The following is a 22976-nucleotide window of genomic DNA, read 5'->3' as shown; positions in this document are numbered from 1 at the left end:
CCCCTATCCTCCACCAATACCGCACATTACGCCCTCTTCGGAGGGTATTTATTTTCGCCTAAAAAGTGAGGCCAGACATTGAATGAGACATGAATAAAAATGTCTGTGGTTTACATGTTTACTCGGCTTGTTGCCGCGGGATAAAAAACATACCTCACATAATTAGAAATTACGCAATATAACAAAGAAAAAGCCGCCAGGGCGATTGTCCCTGACAGCCTATATTAATGGGTTTGCGGTAATTTTTTTAAGTCATCAATGGATATGCCGGTAATATCGGATACAGTCTTGATATCCATACCTTTAGCGAGCATTTTTGCTGCGACCTTAAGCTCACCCCGACGTTCTTCTTCTTCTCTTGCGCCTTCCATGGATGAAGCTTCATCATGTAAAGCCTTCTGGCGCATTTCATATTGACGCCGAGCTTCTTCATCCTGACTCAAAAATTCCAGCACAGTTATTGCTTTACCTAGCTCGGGCTCCTGCATTTTCAGCACCTCCCAACTATCAGTATTGTCACATTTCAGAAAAAGTAACCCATTCATTAATCCGTTTGATGGAGTTAGCCTTAGCTGATTCAGCTTCGAGAGCTCCAGAAAATGAATTTCCAGATCATCCGTTAACCGAATGTCGCTCGAATCCTCACGCAGATGAAATACATTATGATAACGGTCATTGGGTAAAATGGAAAAATTCAAAATATTGATCGTGACACACTTCATTAGCTTCTTGTAAGGCAGCCCTTCTTCAAGCTGGCTAGCGTACTGTTTACTCCAATAATACAAGGTACGCTTCTCATTGTCATATCGGTTAAATAACTGCATTTCGGTATTAATCAATTTGCTTTCCGTGGTCTTTGCTTGAATATGTTTGTTTATCATGGAATGCTAGTGAGGCATTTGGACTGTCAGATTTAAAACGAATTGCAGCGAAAAATGCGCTCATGCCGTCTAATAGGTGGAGGTGATAGTTCAGTGATGCCGGCCGGCTCGAATAGCAAGGAAAATTTCCCGAAAGATCCCACTCAAGCTTTAGAGCAGCTGATGGATAGCTTTGGCTCGACGATTATGCGCACCGCTTATTTTTATACTGGAGATCAGCATTTTGCCGAGGATATCAGTCAGGAGGTATTTCTTCGCGCTTATCGCAACTGGAACTCGTTTCGTGGAGATAGTGCGGTTAAAACCTGGTTGACGACGATTGCTATCAACGTTTGCCGGGACAAGATGGGCGTGCGGATGTTTACGGAACAGCCGACCGATCCGAGTCTGATGGAGCGGGGACGGACATTCAACGTGGAAGAAGAAGCGCTTAAAAGATTGCAGAAAAGCGAGATTTTGCGGCATATGCTGCGTCTGCCTCTGCCGTATCAGGAGGCCTTGTATTTATATTATTATCTGGACTTGGACACACGGGAAATTGCGAAAGCAACGTCGTCGCCCGAGGGTACCGTGAGAAACAGACTGCACCGGGCGCGCGAGGCGTTGGCTCGGGAAATACGCAAGGAGGAGACAAACGATGACGGATATAGATCGTAATTTACGTCAACATTTGCAAAAGGAGTCTGATGATATGTTGTTTTCTAAAGTGGAATTGAGCGATAGCGTTAAACAGAAGATCAGGAAGCAAGCCGCCTCGGAGCAGAGAAGCCGCCGCCGAATTGCACTTCCGAAAGCCTGGCTTGCAGGAGCGGCAGCGCTGGTCGCGGCAGTCGTCATAGTAACGGGATTGCCGATGCTGCAAGAGCCCGCCGCAGTTCCAACGCCAACGGATCATTCGCCCGGAATCTCGCTGCCCGGAAGCGGAGGACCCGCAGGCTCGGAGCTGTCCCAATTGATTACAACTCCATTCGGGACGGTGGAGGCAGCGAAAGCGGCTTTCGGTACTGGTGTGCTTGTTCCTCAAGTCGCCCCGGAAGGCTTCAAGCTGGCTGAGATCGTTGGCGTGGGAATGAAGGACCAACCGCTAAGAGATTTAAATTTCACATACGGCTTAGGTGACAAGACGGTGACGTTTAGCGCGAGCCGCATGCCGGCGGCGTTCCCAATGGATTTGTTCACACAGACTAAAGTGGGTGGAGCGGACGGCTTTATTTTCGAGCAAGCCGAGTTCACGGAGCTGTTCTGGGTGGTTGACGGTATTCAGTATGGCGTGTCCGGTCCGATTTCGGGCGACGAGGCCATGAAGGTAGCCGAGTCGTTGGAGCCTTAATGAGTTAATGAGTTGATGCGAGTATAGTGTGAATGAATGGAACGCCCGACCCATCGAATGCTAGATAAATGGAGGTAGTGTAATATCTCAATACGGGAGAGCATATCACTGGCAGTGATGTGCTCATGGGTGAGGGTCCCCGTAAGCTCCACCATAATATAAATGTAAAAGCCCTTGAGGAATCAAGGGTTTTTACATTTTCGAGCAAGTACAGGCAGGAAGTAGAAATTTTGTATGAGATACAATTTGTATTCATTTGAATAGAACGGCTTGCACTACCCTCTACGCAAATTCAAAGTGGGAACTTGAAGGAATTTTTGAATGGCGAGCGCGCTTGCGCCAAGGACACAAGATTGCTTGCCAGTTGAGGATATTTTAATTTCACGATAATGGCTGATACGGGAGTGCATATGACTCTGGATTTCATTTAAGGCATTTGGGTAAATTCGCAGAAGCTCACTATCGAGCACAATGATCTCAGGATTATAAATGTTGATAATGTTATTTAACCCAATAGATAAATAATATATAAAGTGTTTCATAGCTGCTTGAACTTCAGGATCGCCTTCTGCAAGCAAACGCTGTATTTGTTCATAGGTCAGAGGAGTAGCGGCTCTATCTTTTTTTAATTGTTGAAAAACACTTGCTTCGGAGGCATATTTCTCCCAGCAGCCTTTATTACCACAATTGCAGCTAATGCCATCAGGTACTACTATCATGTGACCGATCTCGCCAGCGAAGCCATTTTGACCTCGGAAGAAGGAGTGCTTAATCATCATGCCTAACCCTATGCCGGTATACAGAGTGACACACAGCAGATTGTCCGATTCGTGATGGAAGAAAGTGCGTTCAGCGAATGCGCATAGATTGGCATTGTTCTCCAGGTGTACCGTTAAACCCAGTGACTTCTCCAGATCCGCTTTTAACGAAACGTTATGCCAATCGAAGGAAGGAATGTAGTGAATGATCTCATCTGTCGATACAAGACCATGAATGCCGATAACGACGCCAACAATACCATACCTGCAGGAGGCATATCGTTCTTGAAAGGCTCGAATCGACGTCAGAAGCAAGCTCAAAATGTCCGAATACAATGTCGTATTTATTGAAATCGTTTCTGTTTCGACGATTGTGCCCTGAAGATTGGCAACTGCAAACGAAATTTTCCCTAATTCCAAATCAATACCAAGTGCATAACCCGCTTCGGCATGAATAGAAATCATGATCGGCTTGCGTCCAACTAAGTTGTAAGCTGTATCATTTTCAATAACGAGCTCTTCATCAATGAGATCGGACACTTGGGCCGATATCGTAGCTCGAGTTAAGGCGGTTGCTTTGGACAGTTGGGCGCGGGAGATCATGCCCTCTTGTAAAATATATTTCATGATTAAGGAACGATTCATTTTTTTGATATATGCTGCATCGCCAGTTACCATCAATATGCAGTCCTCCAAATTCTAACGAATAAATTCATAAGCGTTTATTATAGCATGGTGGTTGAAAAGTCCGCGACTAACCTTCAAGATAGAATTGACAAGGAAATTGAGGCTTGATACATTATTAATATAATTGATTCGTTTACTAAACAAATTAATTATGGGTGATTAATGAACAGTAGTCAATATGAATAAATGAAGTGACAAATTGAGCCGATCAAAAAGGAGCGAGTGATTATAATGGGCATTCTTCAAGAGCTTTTAAAAGATATTCCGATACCCAAAATGGCGAAAGTTAAAGTGGATTTCGACGAGACAAAAATTGATGATTTGGGGAGTGTGTTATTGCAAAAGCTGCAACGCGAAGCGATTGTGGAGAAAGTAAAGCCAGGCATGGAAATCGCAATCGCAGTCGGCAGCAGAGGTCTTGATCGGCTCGTGGAGATAACAGCAGTGACCGTGAAGTTTCTGCAAGATGTTGGAGCAAAACCGTTCATCGTCCCTAGTATGGGCAGTCATGGCGGGGCGACGGCGGAAGGGCAACGTGAAGTGCTCGCACATTTAGGGATCACCAAAGAGAGCGTTGGCTGTGAAATCAGATCGTCGATGGAGGTCGTTCAAATCGGCGAGCTGCCTAATGGATTACCTGTCTACGTGGATCAATATGCTGCTTCTGCGGACGGGATGGTTGTTATTAATCGAATCAAGCCTCATACTGCGTTCCGAGGCGAGGTCGAGAGCGGTATGATGAAGATGATCAGCATTGGGCTAGGCAAGCAAAAAGGAGCGGAGGCCTGCCATCAGCTTGGATTCAAATATATGGCCGAGAACGTGCCAGCTATGGCTAAGATGATTATGGAGCATAAGCCGTTTTTGTTCGGGGTCGCTTCGGTTGAGAATGCTTTCGATAAAGTAGCGTTTATTGAAACGATGACTGCGGAAGAAATTGTGGAGCACGAGCCTGCGTTGCTCGTTAGGGCGAAAGCATTGCTTCCTAAGCTGTACTTTGAGCAGTTGGATGTTCTCATTATTGATGAGATTGGTAAAAATATTAGTGGAGACGGTATGGACCCCAATATTACAGGTCGCTACCCAACGCCATATGCTCATGGCGGGCCAGATGTGAACAAAATGGCCGTGCTGGATGTCACCATTCAGAGTGAGGGAAATGCAAATGGCGTCGGGACAGCCGATTTCACGACACAGAGGCTCGTCGACAAAATGGACAAAGAAAAGACGTATGCGAACGGCTTGACGTCCACGGTTGTCGCGCCTACGAAGATCGCAACGACATTGCCAAATGATAAAGAAACGATTCAAGCGTCGATTAAAACCTGCAATATTTTACACTTTGAAAAAGTAAGGATGGTTCGAATAAAAAATACACTGGAGCTTGGTGTGATTGAAGTATCTGAAAGCTTGCTGGAGGAAGTGCAGCGTCATCCCAAAATGAAAATCGTCGAGGATTTATACGAACTGCCTTTCGATAAAGAAGGCAACTTACTATAAAAGTAACTATTAAATTAGCGGGGGAAAGCAGAAATGGCAAACTTGTTTGATTTGACGGGAAAGACAGCTGTAGTCATTGGAGGCAATGGGGTGCTTGGATCGGCTATAGCAGCTGGGTTAGCCGATCATGGGGCACAGGTTGCAATCGTTGGACGGAATTTTGAGAAAGCGCAATCAATAGCAGAAGAAATGGCCAAGAGCGGAGGAAGCGTGAAAGCATTTCAAGCTGATGTCGGGTCCAAGGAGTCGCTTCTCCAATTGTCAGCCGAAATTGAAGCATGGTCAGGTGGCTGTGACATTTTATTTAACGCGCCAGGCAAGAACAGTCCTACCCCATTCTTTGAGCTGGAAATGGAGGAATGGGATGACATTATGGATGTGAATTTGAAGGGCATCGTGCTTACGTGTCAAGTATTCGCGAAACGGATGATTGAGCAAGGACGGCAAGGCAGTATTGTGAACATCTCGTCTGTATCGTCTATAACCCCATTATCGAAGGTTTTCACATATTCCGTGTCTAAAGCTGGCTTAAATAGCGTAACGCAATTTCTCGCTCGTGAGTTCGCCGAGCAAGGAATTCGGGTAAACGCGATTATTCCAGGGTTTTTCCCTGCGGAACAGAACCGGAAAATATTAAGCGAGGAGCGTGTCGCCTCCATTATGAGGCATACACCGATGAATCGTTTCGGTAAACCAGAGGAGCTTCAAGGGGCAGCTGTTTGGCTCGCTTCAGAAAAAGCATCCGGATTTGTTACTGGAACGCTCTTGCGTGTGGACGGAGGCTTTGGCAGCATGACGATTTAGTGAGGGGGCTAGAAGGTGGCTATGGATAAATATGTTGTCCTGCAAAGTATATTGCAAGAGATGGGATCGGTTGTCGTAGCATTCTCAGGAGGCGTTGATAGCACATTTTTACTTAAGGCTGCCGTAGATACGTTGGGTGAGCAGCATGTACTCGCCGTTACGGCCGATTCTGAAACGTATCCGACAAGCGAGTTAAAGGAAGCTCAGCAGTTAGCGGCGCTTATTGGGGTACGTCACGAGATTATATCAACCTCTGAGCTCGCGATTCCCGGCTATTCCGAAAATAATAAAAACCGTTGTTATTTCTGTAAGAGCAGTCTATTCGACCACCTGCTTCCTCTTCTTGAGGAGAGAGGATTCGCCAATATTGTATATGGCGTAATCGCAGACGATATGAATGAGCATCGTCCGGGTATGCAGGCTGCCAAGGAAAGAGGCGTCCGTGGGCCCTTATTGGAAGCGGGCTTGTTCAAGGCTGAGATTCGCGAGCTTTCCAGCTCCTTTGGATTGCCGACATGGGATAAGCCTTCCTTCGCATGCCTATCGTCTAGAATTGCGTACGGGGAGACGATTACGAATGAGAAGCTGCAAAAGGTGGAGCGTGCTGAAGCCTATTTGAAATCGCTTCATATTCGTCAGGTTCGTGTAAGGACACATAAGGATATTGCTCGAATTGAAGTCGAAGCCAGTGATATGGCAGCGGTACTGCTCAATCATCAAACAATCGTTGAGCGCCTACAGTCATATGGCTATAAATTTGTTACTTTGGATTTGCTTGGCTATCAGAGTGGAAGTATGAACAAGTCTCTTAATCTGGAAGCTGAAGCTTCACTCGATTTGTGAAAAGGAAGGGATGCGCATGTCTAACTATGTAATGGGACTGGATATCGGAACAACAAGCGTGAAGGCATGCCTATTCGACCGAATCGGAAATATCATTACTGAAGCGGAATTGATGATCGTTACGGATTATCCTCAGCAGGGCTGGGCGCAGCAGGACGCCGCTGCGATTGAACGGTTAGCTGTTCAAGCTGTAAGGGAGGCTGTGACCAAGGCGAAGCTTGCTAAAGAGCAGATCATTGCAGTCGGCTTCTCTGCTGCCATGCATTCATTATTGCCTGTAAGTGAGGAGGGAAAGCCGCTTTCTGCCGCATTCATTTGGGCGGATGGCAGAGGAACAGAGCAAGCTGACCAGATGACGGTAGAGACACGAAACCGGTTGTATGCGAAGACCGGAACACCTATTCATCCGATGACACCTTTCCTGAAGCTGCTGTGGATGAGGGAAGTACAAGATGAAGCCTATCAGCAAGCTTCGTACTTCATGTCGATTAAGGAATATATTATTTATTGCTGGTTTGGGAAGCGCTTAATCGACTATTCGATGGCTTCTGCTACAGGCTTGTTTAATCCAACGACTTTAGAATGGGATAAGGAGCTATTGAAGCTTGCAGGTGTCCAGACAGAGCAGCTGTCCGAGCTTGTACCTCCAACGACCGTATTGGGAGAGCCGATGGATGATCTCGCGGAGCGAATGGGATTAGCTCCATCTGTATCCTTTGTTATCGGAGCTGCTGACGGTCAATTGTCCAATCTGGGAACTGGAGCGCTATTGGCAGGCGAGGTGGCTGTAACCGTTGGAACGAGTGGAGCAATTCGGCAATTTACGAATGAAGCGAAGGTCAGTCCAGGCGGGGAGACGTTCTGTTATTCCTTCACTAGCGATTCTTATATTATTGGCGGGCCAACGAACAATGGCGGCATTGCGCTGCAATGGCTAAAGCAATTGCTGAACGATACAGGCAGCTACGAAAGCTTCTTGGAAGAAGCGGATCAAGCTCCCCCCGGGGCTGAGGGGCTTTTATTCCTGCCTTTTATTAACGGTGAGCGGGCTCCGCTTTGGAATCAGCGAGCTAGAGGCAACTTCTACGGCATGACGATGTCGCATACGAAAGCTCATTATGTAAGAGCCGTGTTGGAAGGCATTACGTTCAATTTATTTCAAATCTCCCAAGCGCTTGAGAAGCTAGCGGGTCCTCCTAAGCAAATTTATGTAAGTGGTGGTTTGGCTCGATCTCCCATTTGGCTTCAAATGATGGCTGATGTATTCGATACGTCGATTTGTGTATCAGAGAACCATCACAGCGCAGCATGGGGAGCAGCATGGACTGCTTTGGTTGGAATGAAAGAAGAGAAGCGTTTTGAAGATATTAAAAACAATATTCCAATGAGCGATGCTGTGCTCCCCATTCGCAAGAACGCCATGAAATATGAAGAGATTTATGAGCGGTATGCAGAATTGGCAGCACGTATCGTGCCTTTATTCTGAGCGGCTCAGGGCTGCTAGGAGGTAGACAGCAAGTATGCTAGAAAGCATTCTAAAGCAGGTACAGGATGGAAGCATGAGTATTGAGGACGCTCTGAAGCAAATGGCACCGTTCGAAAATCTCGGCTTTGCCAAGGTTGACCATCATAGGAAAAAACGACAAGGGTTCCCCGAAATTATATATGGCGAGAACAAGTCTGTAGACCACATTATTGGCATTGCTCAATCGCTGCAAGAGCAAAACAATGAGGTGCTTGTGACACGAATTACTGAGGAGAAAGCCGATGCGATTAGAAGTATACGTCCAGATTTTATCTATGACGGTACGTCTCGCCTTCTGTATTGGAAACGCGACGAGCCATTACGCATCGAACGACAAGGGTATATAGCCGTAATCGCAGCTGGAACTTCCGATATAAGCGTTGCGGAGGAGGCGGCAGTTACAGCAGAGGTGCTTGGGAGTAAGGTGCATCGTATTTATGACGTTGGAGTTGCCGGAATTCATCGTCTTCTTCATCATGCTGAGGAAATTCAGCAAGCGACGGTTTCTGTTGTTGTAGCCGGAATGGAGGGTGCGCTTGCGAGTGTAGTAGGCGGCTTAGTATCGCATCCCGTCATTGCCGTTCCAACAAGCGTTGGGTACGGAGCAAGCTTTAACGGTTTGTCGGCATTGCTTACTATGCTCAATTCTTGTGCTTCAGGCATTAGTGTCGTCAATATTGATAACGGCTTCGGTGGCGGCTACAACGCTGCGCTTATCCATCAACTCATACACAAAGGGGAACGCTGACATGAAAACATTATACATTGACTGCTTCTCCGGTATCAGCGGAGATATGTTCATTGGAGCTTTACTTGATGCAGGCGGCGATCTGCAGCTGCTCAAGGAGGAATTAAGTAAGCTTCCCATTAACGGTGAGTATGAGCTCAAGCGGGAAACGGTTGTCAAAAACGGTATTACGGCTGTGAAATTCGATGTCGTGCTCCAGCCTTTATCAAACGAGGATGCACATGAGCATACCCATTCCCACAGTCATTCCCATGAGCATAGCCAAGAGCATACCCATTCCCATAGTCATTCCCATGAGCATAGCCATACCCACGATCATGGCCATTCTCATAATCACAGCCATGACCAACACCATCATAGTCATGACCATAGTCGCCATCACGACCACCATCATGAACATCATCATGACCATAATCACCCTCACGACCATCATCATGAACATCGGGCATATAAGGAAATTACTCGTCTAATTGAGGATTCCACACTGGATGAAAAGGTTAAGCAAATGGCACTGTCGATTTTCCGTAAAATAGGAGAAGCTGAGGCTAATATTCACGGCATTCCGTTAGAGCGGGTTCACTTCCATGAGGTGGGGGCTGTAGATTCAATAGTCGATATTGTTGGGGCGGCTATTCTGATTAATCAGCTGCATATTTCAAAAATTACATGCTCTGCAGTACCAGTCGGCATTGGCAAAATTCGTATTGATCACGGATTATATCCTGTGCCAGCACCTGCTACGCTCGAAATGCTAAAAGGTATTCCAATTGAGCAGTCGCATATAAGAGCCGAGCTAACAACACCTACCGGAGCCGGGATTGTTTCGGTTCTGGCAGAAAGCTTCGGCCCAATGCCTTCGCTTAAGATAGCCTCTATCGGTTATGGGGCCGGAACAAAGACATTCCATGAACAGCCTAACGTACTGCGCGTGATGATTGGCGAATAATTAGATCAACAGTGAAGAGGAGTATTCCTAATGGGAAAGCAATTGCCGCCGCCAGACGAGCATATTGATTGTGAAATGGTGAAAATAGAAGTGAACTTGGATGACATGTCGGGAGAACAATTGGGCTACGTGATGGAGCTCCTCTTCGAGCATGGAGCAAATGATGTCTATTACACACCAATCTATATGAAAAAAAACAGGCCAGGCACGCTTCTGCAACTGCTCTGCTCTGAATGCAACTTGGATGAAATGAAAAGCATTTTATTCAGAGAGACCACGACATTGGGTATCCGATATTATCCACTGTCCGTTCATCGCCTAAAGCGAGTCTTTATAACTGTGCAGACCGAATGGGGACCGATAACGGTGAAAAAAGGGATACACGGTGATAAAGTTGTCCAATGGGCACCGGAATATGAGGATTGCAAGCAAGTAGCGAGGACACATGGCGTTCCGCTCAAGAACGTGTATGACGCCGTTCGCAAGGCGGAAAGAAATGGTGAGTATTTAGATTGAAAGCGTTCATCAGTTTTGCAGCAGGAGACTGCCTTGAAACTTATTTATGATTATTCACTAAAAAGGAGTCGATGGATTGTGGAGAAAGTATTTATGGATGAAAGCTTTTTGTTGGATAGTCCGATTGCTGTTTCTTTGTATCATGAATACGCGAAACAGATGCCCATTATTGATTATCACTGTCATTTGAGTCCACAAGAAATATATGAGAATAAGAAATATCGTAATGTTACGGAGGTTTGGTTATCTGGGGATCATTACAAGTGGCGCTTAATGCGGGCTAATGGCATTGAGGAGCAACGGATAACGGGCGACGCCAGCGATTATGACAAGTTTCTTGCTTTTGCCGAAACCGTACCCTTAATGATCGGTAATCCGATGTACCACTGGACACATTTGGAGCTGAAACGTTATTTCGATATCGACGAAGTGCTCAATCGTAATACTGCTCCTATCATCTGGGAGAAAGTGAACACGCTGCTTACAGAGGGGGAACTGGGTGCAAGAGATTTCATTATGAAGTCTAATGTTGAAGTCATATGCACAACGGATGATCCTACTGACACACTTGAATATCACGCTCTGATTCAACAGGACCCTGCCTTTGATGTGAAGATATTGCCAACATTCCGTCCGGATAAGGGGCTTGATATTAAGGGCAATCATTTCTTGGAATGGATTAGCAAGCTGGAGCGTGCTACTGGACTTACCGTCTCAGATTATGACGGTCTATTGCAGGCGCTTGAAAACCGAGTCGACTTTTTCCACTCAGTCGGTTGTCGAGTTTCCGATCATGGGCTGAATGATATTCACTTTGTCGATGGCACTGAGGCTGAGGTGTCGGCGGTGTTTGCCAAAGCACTTGTTGGGGGTGAAATAGATCCAAATGAAGAGAAGCTTTATAAAACAGCGTTACTCGTGTATTTGGGAAAGCTGTACTCCGCTCGTGGTTGGGCGATGCAATATCATATGAATGTTCTTCGAAACAATAATACGCCGGCATTCAAGCGACTAGGTCCTGATGCTGGTTACGATTCAGTTAATGATGGCATAATAGCTAGACCATTGTCCCAATTGTTGGATGCGATAGAGAGCGAAGGCGGTCTCCCAAAAACAATTCTGTATTCACTTAATCCATCACAGAATCAAGTGATTGGCTCCATGATCGGTAATTTTCAAGGAGGAGGCATTGCTGGGAAAATACAGTTCGGATCGGGCTGGTGGTTTAATGATACGAAAGAGGGGATGATCGCCCAGCTTAAATCATTAGCTGAGCTTGGACTTCTGGGTCGCTTCGTAGGCATGCTGACAGATTCGCGCAGCTTTCTATCCTTTACGCGACATGAGTATTTCCGACGGATTTTGTGCAACCTGATTGGTGAATGGGTAACAAAAGGTGAATACCCGAATGATAAGGAACAGCTGGGCGCGATTGTCCAACAAATATGTTACTACAATGCCCAACAGTATTTCTCATTCGAATAAACATCTCCTGTACACACAGCAAAAAATCCCCTCCGGTCAACAGTATTCAATCCATTATAGCTTGGATTCTTTTTCAACTGTCTTCCTTAAGGGGATATGATCAGGCCGGCTTGCTGCTTAAAGGGTTTTTGCCTTAATTACCTAGCTTTTCAGCCAAGCTCATTTCCACGCACATGAGAATAAAAGCGCCTGCGCCGTGCAGATCATTTTCGCTGGTAGGACGAGCGATATAGTGGGCGTAGTCGCCAATTCCGGTGCCGATACAGATTTGGCCAATGATGACATGGCCATTCTCATCAAGCTTCAGCGTATCAATAACGCCCTGATAGCCCTTCCAAGCATATTGCAAATACTTGGCATCCAGATAACCGAATCTTACCGCTTTGGCAATAGCATGAACGAACAGGGCAGTACAGGAATTTTCCAGCCAATTATCCGGCTGCTCTGGCTTGTCTACAACCTGATACCATAAACCAGTCGCAGCATCTTGGAAATTAATTAGCGAAAGGAGCAGGTCCTGTAAAATACGGACTAGCGCTGCTTTATCCTTATGATCCTCTGGCAGGTATTCGAACATTTCCAGCAAGGCGACCGGGTACCAGCCGATCGCTCTTCCCCAAAACTCTGGAGCAAGCCCCGTTTCCGGGTCAGCCCAAGCGGCTTCCCTCGTTTCGTCCCACCCGTGGTACAATAGGCCGGTTTTCGGGTCCTTCGTATGTTTGGCCATCATAAGCGCTTGGAACGTCATCATGTCAAAATAATCGCTTTCACCGAATGTTCGGCCGAACTGCACGGCAATAGGGCCCGCCATATACAAGCCGTCCAGCCACATTTGATTCGGGTAACGCTCCTTATGCCAGAAGCCACCCGAAGGATTTGTTTTCCATGACTTTAACAGCGGAACAAGGGTATGCAGCGCTTTTTTATACCGCTCGTCGCCCGTTTGCTCATACAATCTAAACAGAAGAACACCAGGCTGTATATCATCCAGCTCATTCGAATTGTAGCTCAGAATGCTTCCGTCCGCGAGAATCTGGCTATCTACCCAGCGTTTAATATAATCATTGTATTTGTCCTTCTTCGTTTCCTGCCAGCATTTCTCCATACCCGACAGAAATACGCCCTGATGATAGTGAAACCGGTCTGGGGGAAGCAATTCCGGCTCAAATTTATCCATTAACGCCTCGCAGGCCTTCTCTGCCCACTCAATGGGGGAAAGGTTGTCTTGCATGTGTACATTCCTCCTTCTTGTATTAAGCTTAGTTTAGCAGAGTATCATGTACATTTTTTGCGAAAATATCTTTATTCTTCTTATATCTTGCAGAAAATAAGCGGAGGCGTATAATAAAATGACATAACAGATGAGGGGCGGAGCCTACAGATGGGAGATTTTCAATATGAAAATAAGGACGGGACTTTACTGGTTTCCCACCGGAAGGCGCTAAGCCACAATATGCCAGCCAGCCATTTTCACAGCACGTATGAAATCTTCTATTTAATGTCGGGTAAACGGGAGTTTTTTATTAAAGACAGAACCATGGTGATCAATGAAGGGGATGTCATTATTATCTCTCCCAATATTTTGCACCGGACAACTAACACGGAAACGCCGCAGCATGAGCGGCTCATTATTAATATTCATGAGAGCAATATGGCTTCGGCTAATGGCTCCTATATAGACACGCTGCAGCCGCTGTTTGAACAGGAGTACATTATTATTAAATGCTCCTTGCAGGACAGGCTATCCATCGAGGAGTTATCCAAGCGGATCATCGAGGAGATACAGGACAAAAAAGCAGGCTTTGAGATGTATGCGCAAACTTTGGTTTTACAGCTGCTGCTCGTTTGCTGCCGGCATATTAGACAAAACAGCAGCGAGCCTCTGGAATCGCCAAGTCCGATGCATGAAAGAATTTCGGAGGTTGTCCAATACATTAACAGCCATTATATGCAGGAGCTGTCGCTTCATCCGCTGGCAGAGCGATTTTATGTCAGCCCCTATTATTTAAGCCGTTTTTTTAAAGAGGCAACAGGCTTTACGTTCGTGGAGTATTTGAACAGCGTCAGGATCAAGGAGGCGAAAAAGCTTCTGGAGCAATCGTCGATGAAGGTCAATCTCATTGCGAGGAAGGTAGGCTTCGGTAGCGTGACACACTTTGGCAGGGTATTCAAGTCAACAACGGGCCATAAACCATTATTTTATAGAAAGGGGAAGTGAGCGATCGTTTCGCCGGGTTAAAAATGGATGTGACACTATCTACTGGGTAAGTAGCTATACTTAAAGTGCGTACTTATATAATTGCAGCTTGCGCTTTATACTCAAGAGGCCAATTACACTTTAGGAGGAGCCCTCAATGAAAACACTCATTATTGTCACACATCCCAGCTTAGAAACCTCGGTCATCAATAAGCGCTGGACAGAAGAGCTTGCGAAATATCCAGAAAAGTATACGATACACGAATTGCATAAAGCTTACCCTGATGGAAACATCGACGTGGAGAAGGAGCAGCAATTGGTTGAAGCGCATGGCAAGCTGATTTTTCAGTTTCCTATTTACTGGTTTAATTGTCCGCCTCTCCTTAAAAAATGGTTAGATGAGGTTTTAGCCTATGGATGGGCTTACGGCTCCAACGGTGGGGACAAATTGAAAAATCGCAAAGTGGCGTTAGCTGTATCCGCAGGAGCAACAGAAAAGAATTATCGGGAAGAGGGAAGGTACCGCTATACGCTTCAGCAATTGTTAGCCCCCTTCGAAACGACCTTCCACTATTGCGACGCCGATTATCGCTCCTATTTTGCTTTTTATGGTACAGAAGCGGAGCCGGGTGAAAATGAACCGGGTGCAGCCGTCTCAACGTCTGCAAGCAAGCTAGAAGCAAGCGCATTAGCTTATTTGAATTTTGTTGACAGCCTGTAACGAAGTCAACCATTCGTTATTATCGTTGAATCGTTAAATTGGCGTTGTAGTAGCCGTCTGCTAATCTGCTTAGGAATCCTTTACCCAACAAGCAGCTGGTAAACAAAAGCCTTTTTAAAGGCTCCAGCGTACCGGCTGCTTGTTTTGTTTTTATGTATTTACAAACCGATGGTCGGTTTGTATAATCGGAATATAACTATCATTCACTGACATTAGAATGGAGGCAAACGATGAAGAATGAAGAACGCCGGAAACAAACCATTGGGCAATTGCTGCATGCAACCAAGGAACTGCTGCGGGACAAAAGCTGTCATGCAATTACTTTGAAGGATATTATGGAGCAATCGCAATTATCCAAGGGTGCTATTTTTCATTACGTGAGCAGCAGGGATGAGATTTTTGCCTGGGTGTTGCAGGATCGACTCGAAAGCATCAATGAACATTTTATCGCCGAGGTTGCCAAAACAACGGGCCAATCGTTTGAAGGACCCATGCACATTATTTCCAGAAATCTTGCGGGGTTGGAAGACAGTGATGAAGTGACGAACAAAGTACTTTTGTATTTGCTGGGCAGGGAGGATGAGCCCGCTATTGCGGAAGTGCTCCAGCATTTTTATGAGCGATCGGTGTTTTTATCTAAGCAATGGATTGTAGCGGGTCAAGAGCATGGGGTGATTGAAGAGGCAGTGAATCCAGATATAACGGCTGAATTGTTCGTTCTGCTGTCGTTAGGACTGCGTGTCCGGGCGTCCTTCCCCATATCGTCAGTCTCGCTTGCTGTGAAAGAGATATCAGACTTCATGACAGGCATTCTCAAGAAACGGTAAATACTTGATAAAAAAAGGTAGTATTATAACTATTTATAATTGCTTATATCATGCTTGCGAAAAAAATTCTAAATGTACGGAGGAGTCATCATGGCACCATTAATAGCCCTTATCTCATCTTTTTTGTTATTTAGGATCATCGGTTTGCTTGGTTTATCCTATTTCGATAATTGGCATACAGCCTTACAGGGTGCAGTAGCCATTATGTTTCTGCTGACCGCCTCTGCACATTGGGGGAAACGGAGAGTGGATCTCATACGTATGGTTCCGCCTGCTTTTCCAAAAAAAGAATGGATCGTGACGGTGACCGGATGTCTGGAAATTGCCGGAGCAATCGCTATATGCCTGCCACCCTTTTCACTAGCTGCTGCTATTGGCTTGACATTGATGCTCGTCGCCATGTTTCCGGCAAATATTTATGCGGCACACGAAAAATTGACGATCGGCGGCAGGCCTGTACCAAATCTGCCTTTCCGCGCCTTGCTGCAGCTTATCTTTATTGCAGCGATTCTGCTAACCTCTCCGTTATTCGGACAGTGAGCTTGACTAAAGACGGAATAGTGATTAAGTGCTGTGATATCTTATATAGGGCTTACTAAGCCTACAAGCCATTTAGTAGGATAGCTTATAGGCATAGGCCGCCTTTCATTTACTGTTCTTTAAGCCACATTCAATTAATTTCCAAGCACTACATTGTCTACATAAACGGCAGTAGTTCCGGAAGCGTTGCTGCCACCGTAAAATTGAATGCCATATTCTCTAATATCGGCCAAATTAACACCTGACAAATCCAATGTCAAATTCACCAAGCCGCCTGCAGTAATAGTGGCCGATCCGCTATCCTTCCAAGTATAGCTGCTGCCATGCTTGACGTATAGCTTTACACCGAGCCCAGAGCCGTAGTTGCCCCAGCTCGCACCTTTTACTGTAGCTCTAAGCTTCGTGTTTCCTGTAAAATTGGTGTTGCCGCTTTTAAATAAATAATGCGTGCTGCCAGCGGACATGGTAATATCGCCTTGTAGCGAACGAGAGCCCTGCGAGCTCCAAGCGGTAGTTGACCAAGGTCCTCCAACTAATGAAGTGCTGCTCCAACCCTCTGTTCCCGTTTCAAAGGTAGCGAGCACGCTGCCTCCGCTATTGCCGCCATTGCTGCTCAAATATTGCCGCAGCCATTGCAAGGCGGGACGCTCAACGCCAGAGCTTGTAATGAGATGACTTCCAGTTACCCAAGTCTGGTTCTGGATATATCCCCACAGCGTAACGCCTTTGACCGATGGATGCTCCCACAATACCGGGAACTTCTGCTGATATCTGGCCAATTGAGTGGCATCATCCCCCGTCATGTCAAGCTCTGACACATAAATGGGAAGTCCAGTTGCTCCCAATGTATTCAGAACCGAGTTCATTGTGTTTACGGACACCGTGTCCATATTAAAGTAGTGGGATTGAATGCCGATCCCGTCGACTAAACCTCTGGTTTTGAGAAGATTAATAATTTGAACGTATTGTGCGGCTTTGCTAGGATCACCGATGATGCCATATTCATTTATCAGCAGCTTCGCATTTGGAAAAGCAATACGCGCTTGCTCGAACGACCAGATTACCCAATCCCATCCAGTTGCGCCATCTCCGCCAATCGCGTTGCGGTAGGATGGTTTGGCATGCAAGGGCTCATTGACCACATCAATATACTCCGCATTTGGATAACGCTGGGCAGCTGCCTGAATCCATTGAAGAACCTCAGCACGCTGATTAGCTGCGGAAAGTCCGCTTACCCATGAAGGCTCCTGGCTGCCCCACACCAGTGTATGGAATTTAAAGGGGAAGTTGTTGTTTTTCGCATAATTGTAGGCCATATCTGCCGAGCCCCAGTTCATGCTGTTTCTTGTTGATTCTACAGCGCCCCACTTGGTGGAGTTTTCTGGCGTCACTTGGTTCCAATAGGTGCCGAAATTTGATGGAGTACTGCCCGCAATAATATTTCCCAAAAACTTGTTACCCGAGGCTAGTCCAGCCGAAGCCGGATTACTCCATGCAGATGGTACTAACGATACGACAAATGCAAACACGGTACACCAAATAATGAGTTTTGACCTTAGCATAAATGATAGCTCCTTTACAATGATTAATTTCAGTATCCTCTCATCTCTCTATCAGCCTCTTGGGACTCTACAGCCTCCTCCTTTTTCTTCTAAGTATAAAGCGCTTACATTTTCATTATAGCAACAAATGTATTAAAAATCAAAAAATAGTAAAATTTAGATTGAGAGAATTTGGAATATGCGGCTTGGGCTGCGAAAAATAGCTTTGATAATGAGAATGATTCTTACTATAATGGAGGAGTTGGAGGCGCTAAACAGATGCGGTAAACAGACATGGAAGGTGAACAAAATGAAATTGCAGGAACAATTGCCCTTATGGAATCATGCGGCAATACGGGTGCTTGATGTTCGGCGGTCTATGCTGCGATTGGGTGACGGGGTGCGAGGCTTTCGTTTGCCTGCGAGTGCCTTTTTGGTAGCTGTTGCTGGAGAGGCGAGAGTTCTCATTGATGGTACCGAGCATATCGTTGACCATTGTTATGTATGCCACGCTGGAAAAGGAGCAACGATTGACATAAATCGAGTTGTTGAGCCGCTTGATTATTTCATGATTTTTTATAAAGCCGTTCTCGCTTTGCCTAGCCGCAAGGAGCTGCTAAATGCGTACAGGGACAACAATCCCTTCCAAATGCAATATGGCTTCGCTCCTAATTATGCCCTTGGTGTCCTTGCGAAAGTTGAGCAAATGCACACCTATTGGCTGCTGGATGCTCCATTGGAGAAATTCCATGTGAGAGCTATTTTTCACCAGTTGGTGTACGACCTTCTGCTGCAGCTCCATGCGCATGAGGGAACGCCAATGGCTCAGCCAAACTACGTCAGCCAGACAATTCGGTTTATGGAGGAGCGCTATGCCGAGCCGATCAGCCTACAGGATATAGCAAGTACCCTTCATTGCAGCGAAAGGCAGCTGCAGCGATTATTTAAGGCGAAGCTGGGCATTGGACCGCTGGAATATTTAATCCGAATTCGTATGGATCATGCGCAAGCGATGTTATTAAATACGCATTTACCGCTAAAGGAAATCGCGGAATCGGTAGGTTATGGGGATAGTTATTATTTTAGCCGAGCTTTTAAGAAGCATTTTGGCGTTTCTCCGCTTTATTATAGGCAAAACCGTCGTATAAGTTCATCCTATGTGTCGGGATATTCCATTGGCTCTCGTTCTAATCTCTCCTATAATAATGAAGGTGATAATCATTATCAACACATTAACGGGGGAGTTTTAGGAATGAATAGGAGTAAGGGGTCTATTTTAGCGGTAAGTTTAATGTTGAGCTTAATCTTGTTGCTCGGTGCATGTGCAACTGCGCCCGGCAATGGTTCGGGGAACAATACAGGAGGAGCCAGCCCAACGAGCACCGTCTCCTCTCAAACAAATGCAACGCAAACGGCACAACAAGCTTATCCGGTCGTTATTAAACATGCAAAGGGAGAAATAACGCTGGAGCAGCATCCTACGAAAATTGCAGTGCTTGATACTAAATTTGTAGACCAATTGGTAACGCTAAGCGAGCAGCCAGCGGGCAGTGTGAAAGCGGCGGCAGATAAAACCGATTTCCCGGAGTATTTGTCCGAGAAGCTGACGGATGTTAAATTGCTCGGTACGAGGGATGAGCCGAATTTGGAAGCTATTGCTGCCATGGAGCCCGATTTAATCATTTGTACAGAGTTTCAGGAAAAGGTCTATGATAGCTTGTCTAAAATTGCGCCTACCATCATGCTCGATTTTGATGAAAATTGGCGCGATACCTTAACGACCTTCGGCAAAATTACAGGGAAATCGGAAGAAGCGAGTGCTGTTCTGGACGCATATAACGAGAAAACAGCTAAGCTGAAGCAAGAGCTTAAGGCTAAGCTTGGAGACCAAACCGTTGCGCTGATTCGCCCACGTGATGAAGGCATTCGCATTCATACGCCAAGCCACCGCACAGGAGACATTTTATATAATGATTTAGGCTTGTCGGCTCCACAGCAGGTGCTGGATGAGCAGGATACCGCTTATCAAATTTCGTTTGAGGCATTTCCTGAAGTAGGGGCAGACCATTATTTCCTCGTGCATGACGACATGTTCAAGGAGGTCGTTGAGGAGTTTCAGCAGACTGAGACGTGGAAAAGTATTGAAGCCGTGAAAAACAATCGAGTATATGAAGTAGATTCAAACATCTGGATTGCTTATTATGGGCCGATCGCGATTAATATGATTGTGGATAGAACGGCAGAAATTTTCCTTGGAACGCGATAATATGTCGATTAATCTTTCACCTGCACAGTGGAAAGAGCTTGAAGCCAGATTCAAGTTTATGCCTGAAAAAAAGGATCTACCCGCTGGTCTCGCCATTATAGCTCAGGATTTGCTGAATCGAGAGAACTGCGAGTCTTATTTGGATCAATTAGCAAACGAGATAGGGGCGCCATCAAGAAGGGTGGCAGCGTCCATGCTCGCGAAGCGATATGCCTTTTTATTCGTTGCACCTGTCTTGTATGCGATGACCGTGTACAACAAGGGCTTATCGTTAACGTTAAATAACTGCCGGCTGACTTCGCCTGATGAAAGCGAAAGCAAGGCGAGCGGCTCCAAGTTTCCTAATTTAAGCGTAGATGGACTAGAGATTACCGAGCCGGAGGCGGGAAAACGGCGGGAATGGCGGGAGCATTTGCTGCGTCAGCTATTTGCGGAGCATCTTTCGCCCTTATTTCGTTCATTATCCGAGGCTGGCAAGGTTCCGCTGGCGATTTTGTGGGAAAATGCCTTTGTCCGCATTGTTCCTCTGTATGAGGATGGTCTGGAGGAGGCGGAGGGCGATTCATCCGTTATACAGCGTCTTCATGCTGATTTCAAGTTTATGACAGAGCCTGCATCAGCGGAGCTGTTTGGAGAACGCCGCAACCCGCTTGCAAGGTTTATCAAACCCAGCCACGCTGGCATTGCCGGGGAAATGATCGCTTCCATTCGGCAAACCTGCTGCTTTTATTACGAAATGTCCTCCGAATATTGCAGAGCTTGTCCGAAGCCTCTCTAGCTGTCATCGCAATAAGGGAGGGAGACACGCCCTGGACGCTTGTAAATTCAAACGTTTAAGAGGCCTGCATGTAAGCTATGAATACGATCATCAGTTTCAGCAGAAAAACAGCTATCGGTAGGATGCCGATAGCTGCTTTTCCTTTTTCTAATTCCATTTAATTGCTCACTTCAACTTAATCTCTGTAAGACTGCCATTTGTTTTAAAATCCGTTGTATAGGAAACGGTAGCTGTGGCGGAGTAGGTGCCAGAGGGTCCTGTTATAGATATCGTGGGAGCGGAGGAATAACCTGCACCTGCATTTATAATTTTAATTCCGGTCACTTTGCCGTTCGTTAATACGGTTGAAGCGGTCGCCGCCGTATGTGTCCAAAACTCGCCCTTGCTGCCATTGTAACGATAGTAGTTTGAAACCTCATCGAGACGGTCGTTAGTAATGCCATAGGGAGCAAGCACCTTTAGCAGAGCTGCTTTATTAGATTGTGCCTGCTCAGAGGTTGGTCCATCGCTTCCAGCGCCTGCTGGTGCTACACCGCTGAAGGCATCTCTGAATACTTCGGCGGATACGTCAAGCGCGGCCGCAATGAGTACGACAGGTCTGCCATGATCCACGAAATCGGTGTCAAAGCCGCCTGTGATCGAAATTGTATAACCGTTCTGGTCGGTTATGCTGGTGCTGGCTCCTGATTTAGGCCCCGCATGTGGAGCTGGCTTAGAATTTACAGAAACCGGAGAGGAGGGGGGATTTTTGCCCGGTTTTTTTTGCTTATGGCATTGAGGTGGGACTGTTTCGTTGGCCGTAGTTACTTGAACGGCGCCTGCACTTACCGCAAGCAGAATCAGCAGAGTGACAATCGTTTTTTTTGCTTTCATAGGGGGAAGCTCCTCTCAAATGGGGGGGATGTTGTTCTAGAGCTAGATTAATATATCTTTGTGTCAGGAAGATGTTGAGGGAGCATGGCGGGGAACTAGCATATGCATGCAAACGTGAGCGAGCCAGCTCCTGATTTCTATTCGCTTCCACATAAAAATACACCCTCGCAGACATAAAGCGCGAACGTGTATTTTATGATTAAGCAGAACAGTGTGTTCGATTATATTTCGGATGCCAGCTTTACTTATTTAAGATAGGTATTTCGCCGAGCAGCTTCTTCAAGTTAATTGCATCCCATGGCATATGCTCCGTTATGCCTAATCCAACCACATCTGTTTCTTCTGACAGTTCTTTAATCAGATGAAGTAGCTGAGGCATTTGCATCGTTCCCGCAGGAGAATAAGTATAGGGTGCTTCAGGGTTCGCGAACAATAGGGAACGAAATGCTTTTGGATCGAGCACATCTAAATCAAGATGAATAGCTAGGTGCTTAATTTTGCTTTCTTTAATCCACTTTTTTATAGATTCCGTGCTGCTTGCTAGCTCTTCAGTCCCTGCCGTTCTAATTCCTAATCTTTGAATGACTTCGGAATCTGGTTCTGTAGTAGCAATGCCTAGTCTTTGAAATGCTTCTGAAATCACTTCTATTTCTTGTGCTGTAGGAGCTGCAAGTCCCGCAATAAAGATATTTTCAGGCTTTAAAGGGATTTTTACATGTTTTGCAAAATCCGCATCTCCTTCTCCGAGCAGATTTCCGAGCGGCAAGGTATGTCCGTTATCATAGCCCGCATATCTAACTAAATCACTGTGAGCATCAATCCAAATTAAGCCTAATTCACCACCGTAGCGCTCGTTTAAATAGGCAAATGGGGCTTGCTCGACTAAGCAGTCGCCACCAAACATAATGATGCGGTCTGGCTTATGCGCCTTAATAATATGCTGAGCAGCCTCTAATTGTTCAAGCAGCTGTTGTCTCCCATTCATGCCCGTTCTCGTGTTTAAGTGGAGTGCCGTCATAAGCTTGCACTGGCACATGGATAAGAGGTTGATCATTGCCTGGAGCTAACCAAGCAAGCAATTCAGCTCCCAAAGAGTAGTTAGGGTTATCTCCCCCTTGCCATTGCGGCATTAACAGGCGTATTGTTTTATTAGTCATGTTTTCTCTCCCTTACATCAAAGTAAGGACAGTATAAACTGAACGCAAATTAA

At 46.0% G+C, this 22976-nt stretch carries 19 protein-coding genes and 3 pseudogenes; 15 read left to right on the top strand and 7 right to left on the bottom strand.

The genetic code is table 11. The features are described 5' to 3' along the window. Positions 1 to 224 precede the first annotated feature (224 nt). The gene (locus tag V5J77_RS16310) at positions 225 to 839 is read right to left on the bottom strand and encodes an Rpn family recombination-promoting nuclease/putative transposase (protein WP_338551888.1); all 615 of its coding nucleotides are present in this window, start codon (positions 837 to 839) and stop codon (positions 225 to 227) included. A 138-nt stretch (positions 840 to 977) separates the two neighbouring features. Here V5J77_RS16310 and V5J77_RS16305 point away from each other — a divergent pair, with 138 nt between their 5' ends. Next, complete coding sequence (locus V5J77_RS16305) at positions 978 to 1538, top strand: sigma-70 family RNA polymerase sigma factor (protein WP_338556853.1); 561 nt, start codon at positions 978 to 980, stop codon at positions 1536 to 1538. Further along, on the top strand, positions 1519 to 2211 hold the full coding sequence (locus tag V5J77_RS16300; protein ID WP_338551887.1) for a DUF4367 domain-containing protein: 693 nt from the start codon (positions 1519 to 1521) through the stop codon (positions 2209 to 2211). Before V5J77_RS16305 ends, V5J77_RS16300 begins: the two co-directional genes overlap by 20 nt. 275 nt (positions 2212 to 2486) lie before the next feature. On the opposite strand, the gene V5J77_RS16295 is transcribed toward V5J77_RS16300, so the two are convergent. Further along, positions 2487 to 3647, bottom strand: coding sequence for an ROK family protein (locus V5J77_RS16295; RefSeq protein WP_338551886.1), 1161 nt, complete (start codon positions 3645 to 3647; stop codon positions 2487 to 2489). A 240-nt stretch (positions 3648 to 3887) separates the two neighbouring features. On the opposite strand from V5J77_RS16295, the gene V5J77_RS16290 reads away from it, so the two are divergent. The 7 genes and pseudogenes from V5J77_RS16290 to uxaC all read left to right on the top strand — a co-directional run bounded on the left by V5J77_RS16290 (position 3888) and on the right by uxaC (position 12023). After that, on the top strand, positions 3888 to 5156 hold the full coding sequence (locus V5J77_RS16290) for a lactate racemase domain-containing protein (protein WP_338551885.1): 1269 nt from the start codon (positions 3888 to 3890) through the stop codon (positions 5154 to 5156). Between the two features lie 33 nt (positions 5157 to 5189). Next, positions 5190 to 5960, top strand: a complete 771-nt coding sequence (locus V5J77_RS16285; protein ID WP_338551884.1) for an SDR family oxidoreductase — start codon at positions 5190 to 5192, stop codon at positions 5958 to 5960. A gap of 15 nt (positions 5961 to 5975) precedes the next feature. Beyond that, on the top strand, positions 5976 to 6803 hold the full coding sequence (larE, locus tag V5J77_RS16280; protein ID WP_338551883.1) for an ATP-dependent sacrificial sulfur transferase LarE: 828 nt from the start codon (positions 5976 to 5978) through the stop codon (positions 6801 to 6803). Between the two features lie 16 nt (positions 6804 to 6819). Continuing rightward, complete coding sequence (locus V5J77_RS16275) at positions 6820 to 8289, top strand: gluconokinase (RefSeq protein ID WP_338551882.1); 1470 nt, start codon at positions 6820 to 6822, stop codon at positions 8287 to 8289. A gap of 34 nt (positions 8290 to 8323) precedes the next feature. Continuing rightward, entirely contained in the window at positions 8324 to 9076 is a 753-nt protein-coding gene (larB, locus tag V5J77_RS16270) for a nickel pincer cofactor biosynthesis protein LarB (RefSeq protein ID WP_338551881.1), read from the top strand. Position 9077: 1 nt separating this feature from the next. Then, positions 9078 to 10538, top strand: a pseudogene (gene larC, locus V5J77_RS16265) (nickel pincer cofactor biosynthesis protein LarC). Between the two features lie 78 nt (positions 10539 to 10616). Next, positions 10617 to 12023, top strand: a complete 1407-nt coding sequence (gene uxaC / locus V5J77_RS16260) for a glucuronate isomerase (protein WP_338551880.1) — start codon at positions 10617 to 10619, stop codon at positions 12021 to 12023. Positions 12024 to 12156: 133 nt separating this feature from the next. On the opposite strand, the gene V5J77_RS16255 is transcribed toward uxaC, so the two are convergent. Beyond that, positions 12157 to 13254, bottom strand: a complete 1098-nt coding sequence (locus tag V5J77_RS16255; protein WP_338551879.1) for a glycoside hydrolase family 88 protein — start codon at positions 13252 to 13254, stop codon at positions 12157 to 12159. 150 nt (positions 13255 to 13404) lie between these two features. Between V5J77_RS16255 and V5J77_RS16250 the strand changes: the two genes are divergently transcribed. The 4 genes from V5J77_RS16250 (at position 13405) to V5J77_RS16235 (ending at position 16308) form a co-directional block, all read left to right on the top strand. Next, positions 13405 to 14241 (top strand): AraC family transcriptional regulator, encoded by an 837-nt coding sequence (locus tag V5J77_RS16250; RefSeq protein ID WP_338551878.1) that lies wholly within the window; start codon positions 13405 to 13407, stop codon positions 14239 to 14241. 136 nt (positions 14242 to 14377) lie between these two features. Next, positions 14378 to 14941, top strand: coding sequence for an NAD(P)H-dependent oxidoreductase (locus tag V5J77_RS16245; RefSeq protein ID WP_338551877.1), 564 nt, complete (start codon positions 14378 to 14380; stop codon positions 14939 to 14941). Positions 14942 to 15171: 230 nt separating this feature from the next. Beyond that, complete coding sequence (locus tag V5J77_RS16240; protein WP_338551876.1) at positions 15172 to 15768, top strand: TetR/AcrR family transcriptional regulator; 597 nt, start codon at positions 15172 to 15174, stop codon at positions 15766 to 15768. A 90-nt stretch (positions 15769 to 15858) separates the two neighbouring features. Then, complete coding sequence (locus tag V5J77_RS16235; protein ID WP_338551875.1) at positions 15859 to 16308, top strand: DoxX family protein; 450 nt, start codon at positions 15859 to 15861, stop codon at positions 16306 to 16308. A 134-nt stretch (positions 16309 to 16442) separates the two neighbouring features. Here V5J77_RS16235 and V5J77_RS16230 read toward each other — a convergent pair whose 3' ends face one another. After that, positions 16443 to 16892 carry a hypothetical protein gene (locus V5J77_RS16230; protein ID WP_338556851.1) on the bottom strand — a complete coding sequence of 150 codons (450 nt, stop codon included), beginning with the start codon at positions 16890 to 16892 and terminating at the stop codon, positions 16443 to 16445. 24 nt (positions 16893 to 16916) lie between these two features. After that, a pseudogene (locus V5J77_RS16225) lies at positions 16917 to 17870 on the bottom strand (endo-1,4-beta-xylanase); the annotation flags it as partial. 289 nt (positions 17871 to 18159) lie between these two features. Between V5J77_RS16225 and V5J77_RS16220 the strand changes: the two are divergent. Together V5J77_RS16220 and V5J77_RS16215 are read left to right on the top strand one after the other, a co-directional pair. Beyond that, positions 18160 to 20115, top strand: a complete 1956-nt coding sequence (locus V5J77_RS16220) for an AraC family transcriptional regulator (protein WP_338551874.1) — start codon at positions 18160 to 18162, stop codon at positions 20113 to 20115. Next, positions 20102 to 20893 (top strand): IucA/IucC family C-terminal-domain containing protein, encoded by a 792-nt coding sequence (locus V5J77_RS16215; protein WP_338551873.1) that lies wholly within the window; start codon positions 20102 to 20104, stop codon positions 20891 to 20893. The genes V5J77_RS16220 and V5J77_RS16215 overlap by 14 nt, the downstream gene beginning before the upstream one ends. A 165-nt stretch (positions 20894 to 21058) precedes the next feature. Here the strand turns inward: V5J77_RS16215 and V5J77_RS16210 are convergent, their stop codons facing one another. Next, entirely contained in the window at positions 21059 to 21766 is a 708-nt protein-coding gene (locus V5J77_RS16210; protein WP_338551872.1) for a hypothetical protein, read from the bottom strand. A gap of 241 nt (positions 21767 to 22007) precedes the next feature. Further along, a pseudogene (locus V5J77_RS16205) lies at positions 22008 to 22923 on the bottom strand (arginase family protein). Positions 22924 to 22976 lie beyond the last annotated feature (53 nt).

It is taken from the genome of Paenibacillus sp. KS-LC4 (assembly GCF_036894955.1).
In the GTDB taxonomy this organism is placed as follows: Bacteria; Bacillota; Bacilli; order Paenibacillales; family Paenibacillaceae; genus Pristimantibacillus.
This window is presented reverse-complemented; position numbering and strand designations above follow the sequence as displayed.

Coding starts and splice junctions, on each gene's coding strand:
- V5J77_RS16305 (WP_338556853.1), top strand. CDS start 978: ATGCCGGCCGGCTCGAATAGCAAGGAAAATTTCCCGAAAGATCCCACT.
- V5J77_RS16300 (WP_338551887.1), top strand. CDS start 1,519: ATGACGGATATAGATCGTAATTTACGTCAACATTTGCAAAAGGAGTCT.
- V5J77_RS16295 (WP_338551886.1), bottom strand. CDS start 3,647: ATGGTAACTGGCGATGCAGCATATATCAAAAAAATGAATCGTTCCTTA.
- V5J77_RS16290 (WP_338551885.1), top strand. CDS start 3,888: ATGGGCATTCTTCAAGAGCTTTTAAAAGATATTCCGATACCCAAAATG.
- V5J77_RS16285 (WP_338551884.1), top strand. CDS start 5,190: ATGGCAAACTTGTTTGATTTGACGGGAAAGACAGCTGTAGTCATTGGA.
- V5J77_RS16275 (WP_338551882.1), top strand. CDS start 6,820: ATGTCTAACTATGTAATGGGACTGGATATCGGAACAACAAGCGTGAAG.
- larB (WP_338551881.1), top strand. CDS start 8,324: ATGCTAGAAAGCATTCTAAAGCAGGTACAGGATGGAAGCATGAGTATT.
- V5J77_RS16255 (WP_338551879.1), bottom strand. CDS start 13,254: ATGCAAGACAACCTTTCCCCCATTGAGTGGGCAGAGAAGGCCTGCGAG.
- V5J77_RS16250 (WP_338551878.1), top strand. CDS start 13,405: ATGGGAGATTTTCAATATGAAAATAAGGACGGGACTTTACTGGTTTCC.
- V5J77_RS16245 (WP_338551877.1), top strand. CDS start 14,378: ATGAAAACACTCATTATTGTCACACATCCCAGCTTAGAAACCTCGGTC.
- V5J77_RS16240 (WP_338551876.1), top strand. CDS start 15,172: ATGAAGAATGAAGAACGCCGGAAACAAACCATTGGGCAATTGCTGCAT.
- V5J77_RS16235 (WP_338551875.1), top strand. CDS start 15,859: ATGGCACCATTAATAGCCCTTATCTCATCTTTTTTGTTATTTAGGATC.
- V5J77_RS16220 (WP_338551874.1), top strand. CDS start 18,160: ATGAAATTGCAGGAACAATTGCCCTTATGGAATCATGCGGCAATACGG.
- V5J77_RS16210 (WP_338551872.1), bottom strand. CDS start 21,766: ATGAAAGCAAAAAAAACGATTGTCACTCTGCTGATTCTGCTTGCGGTA.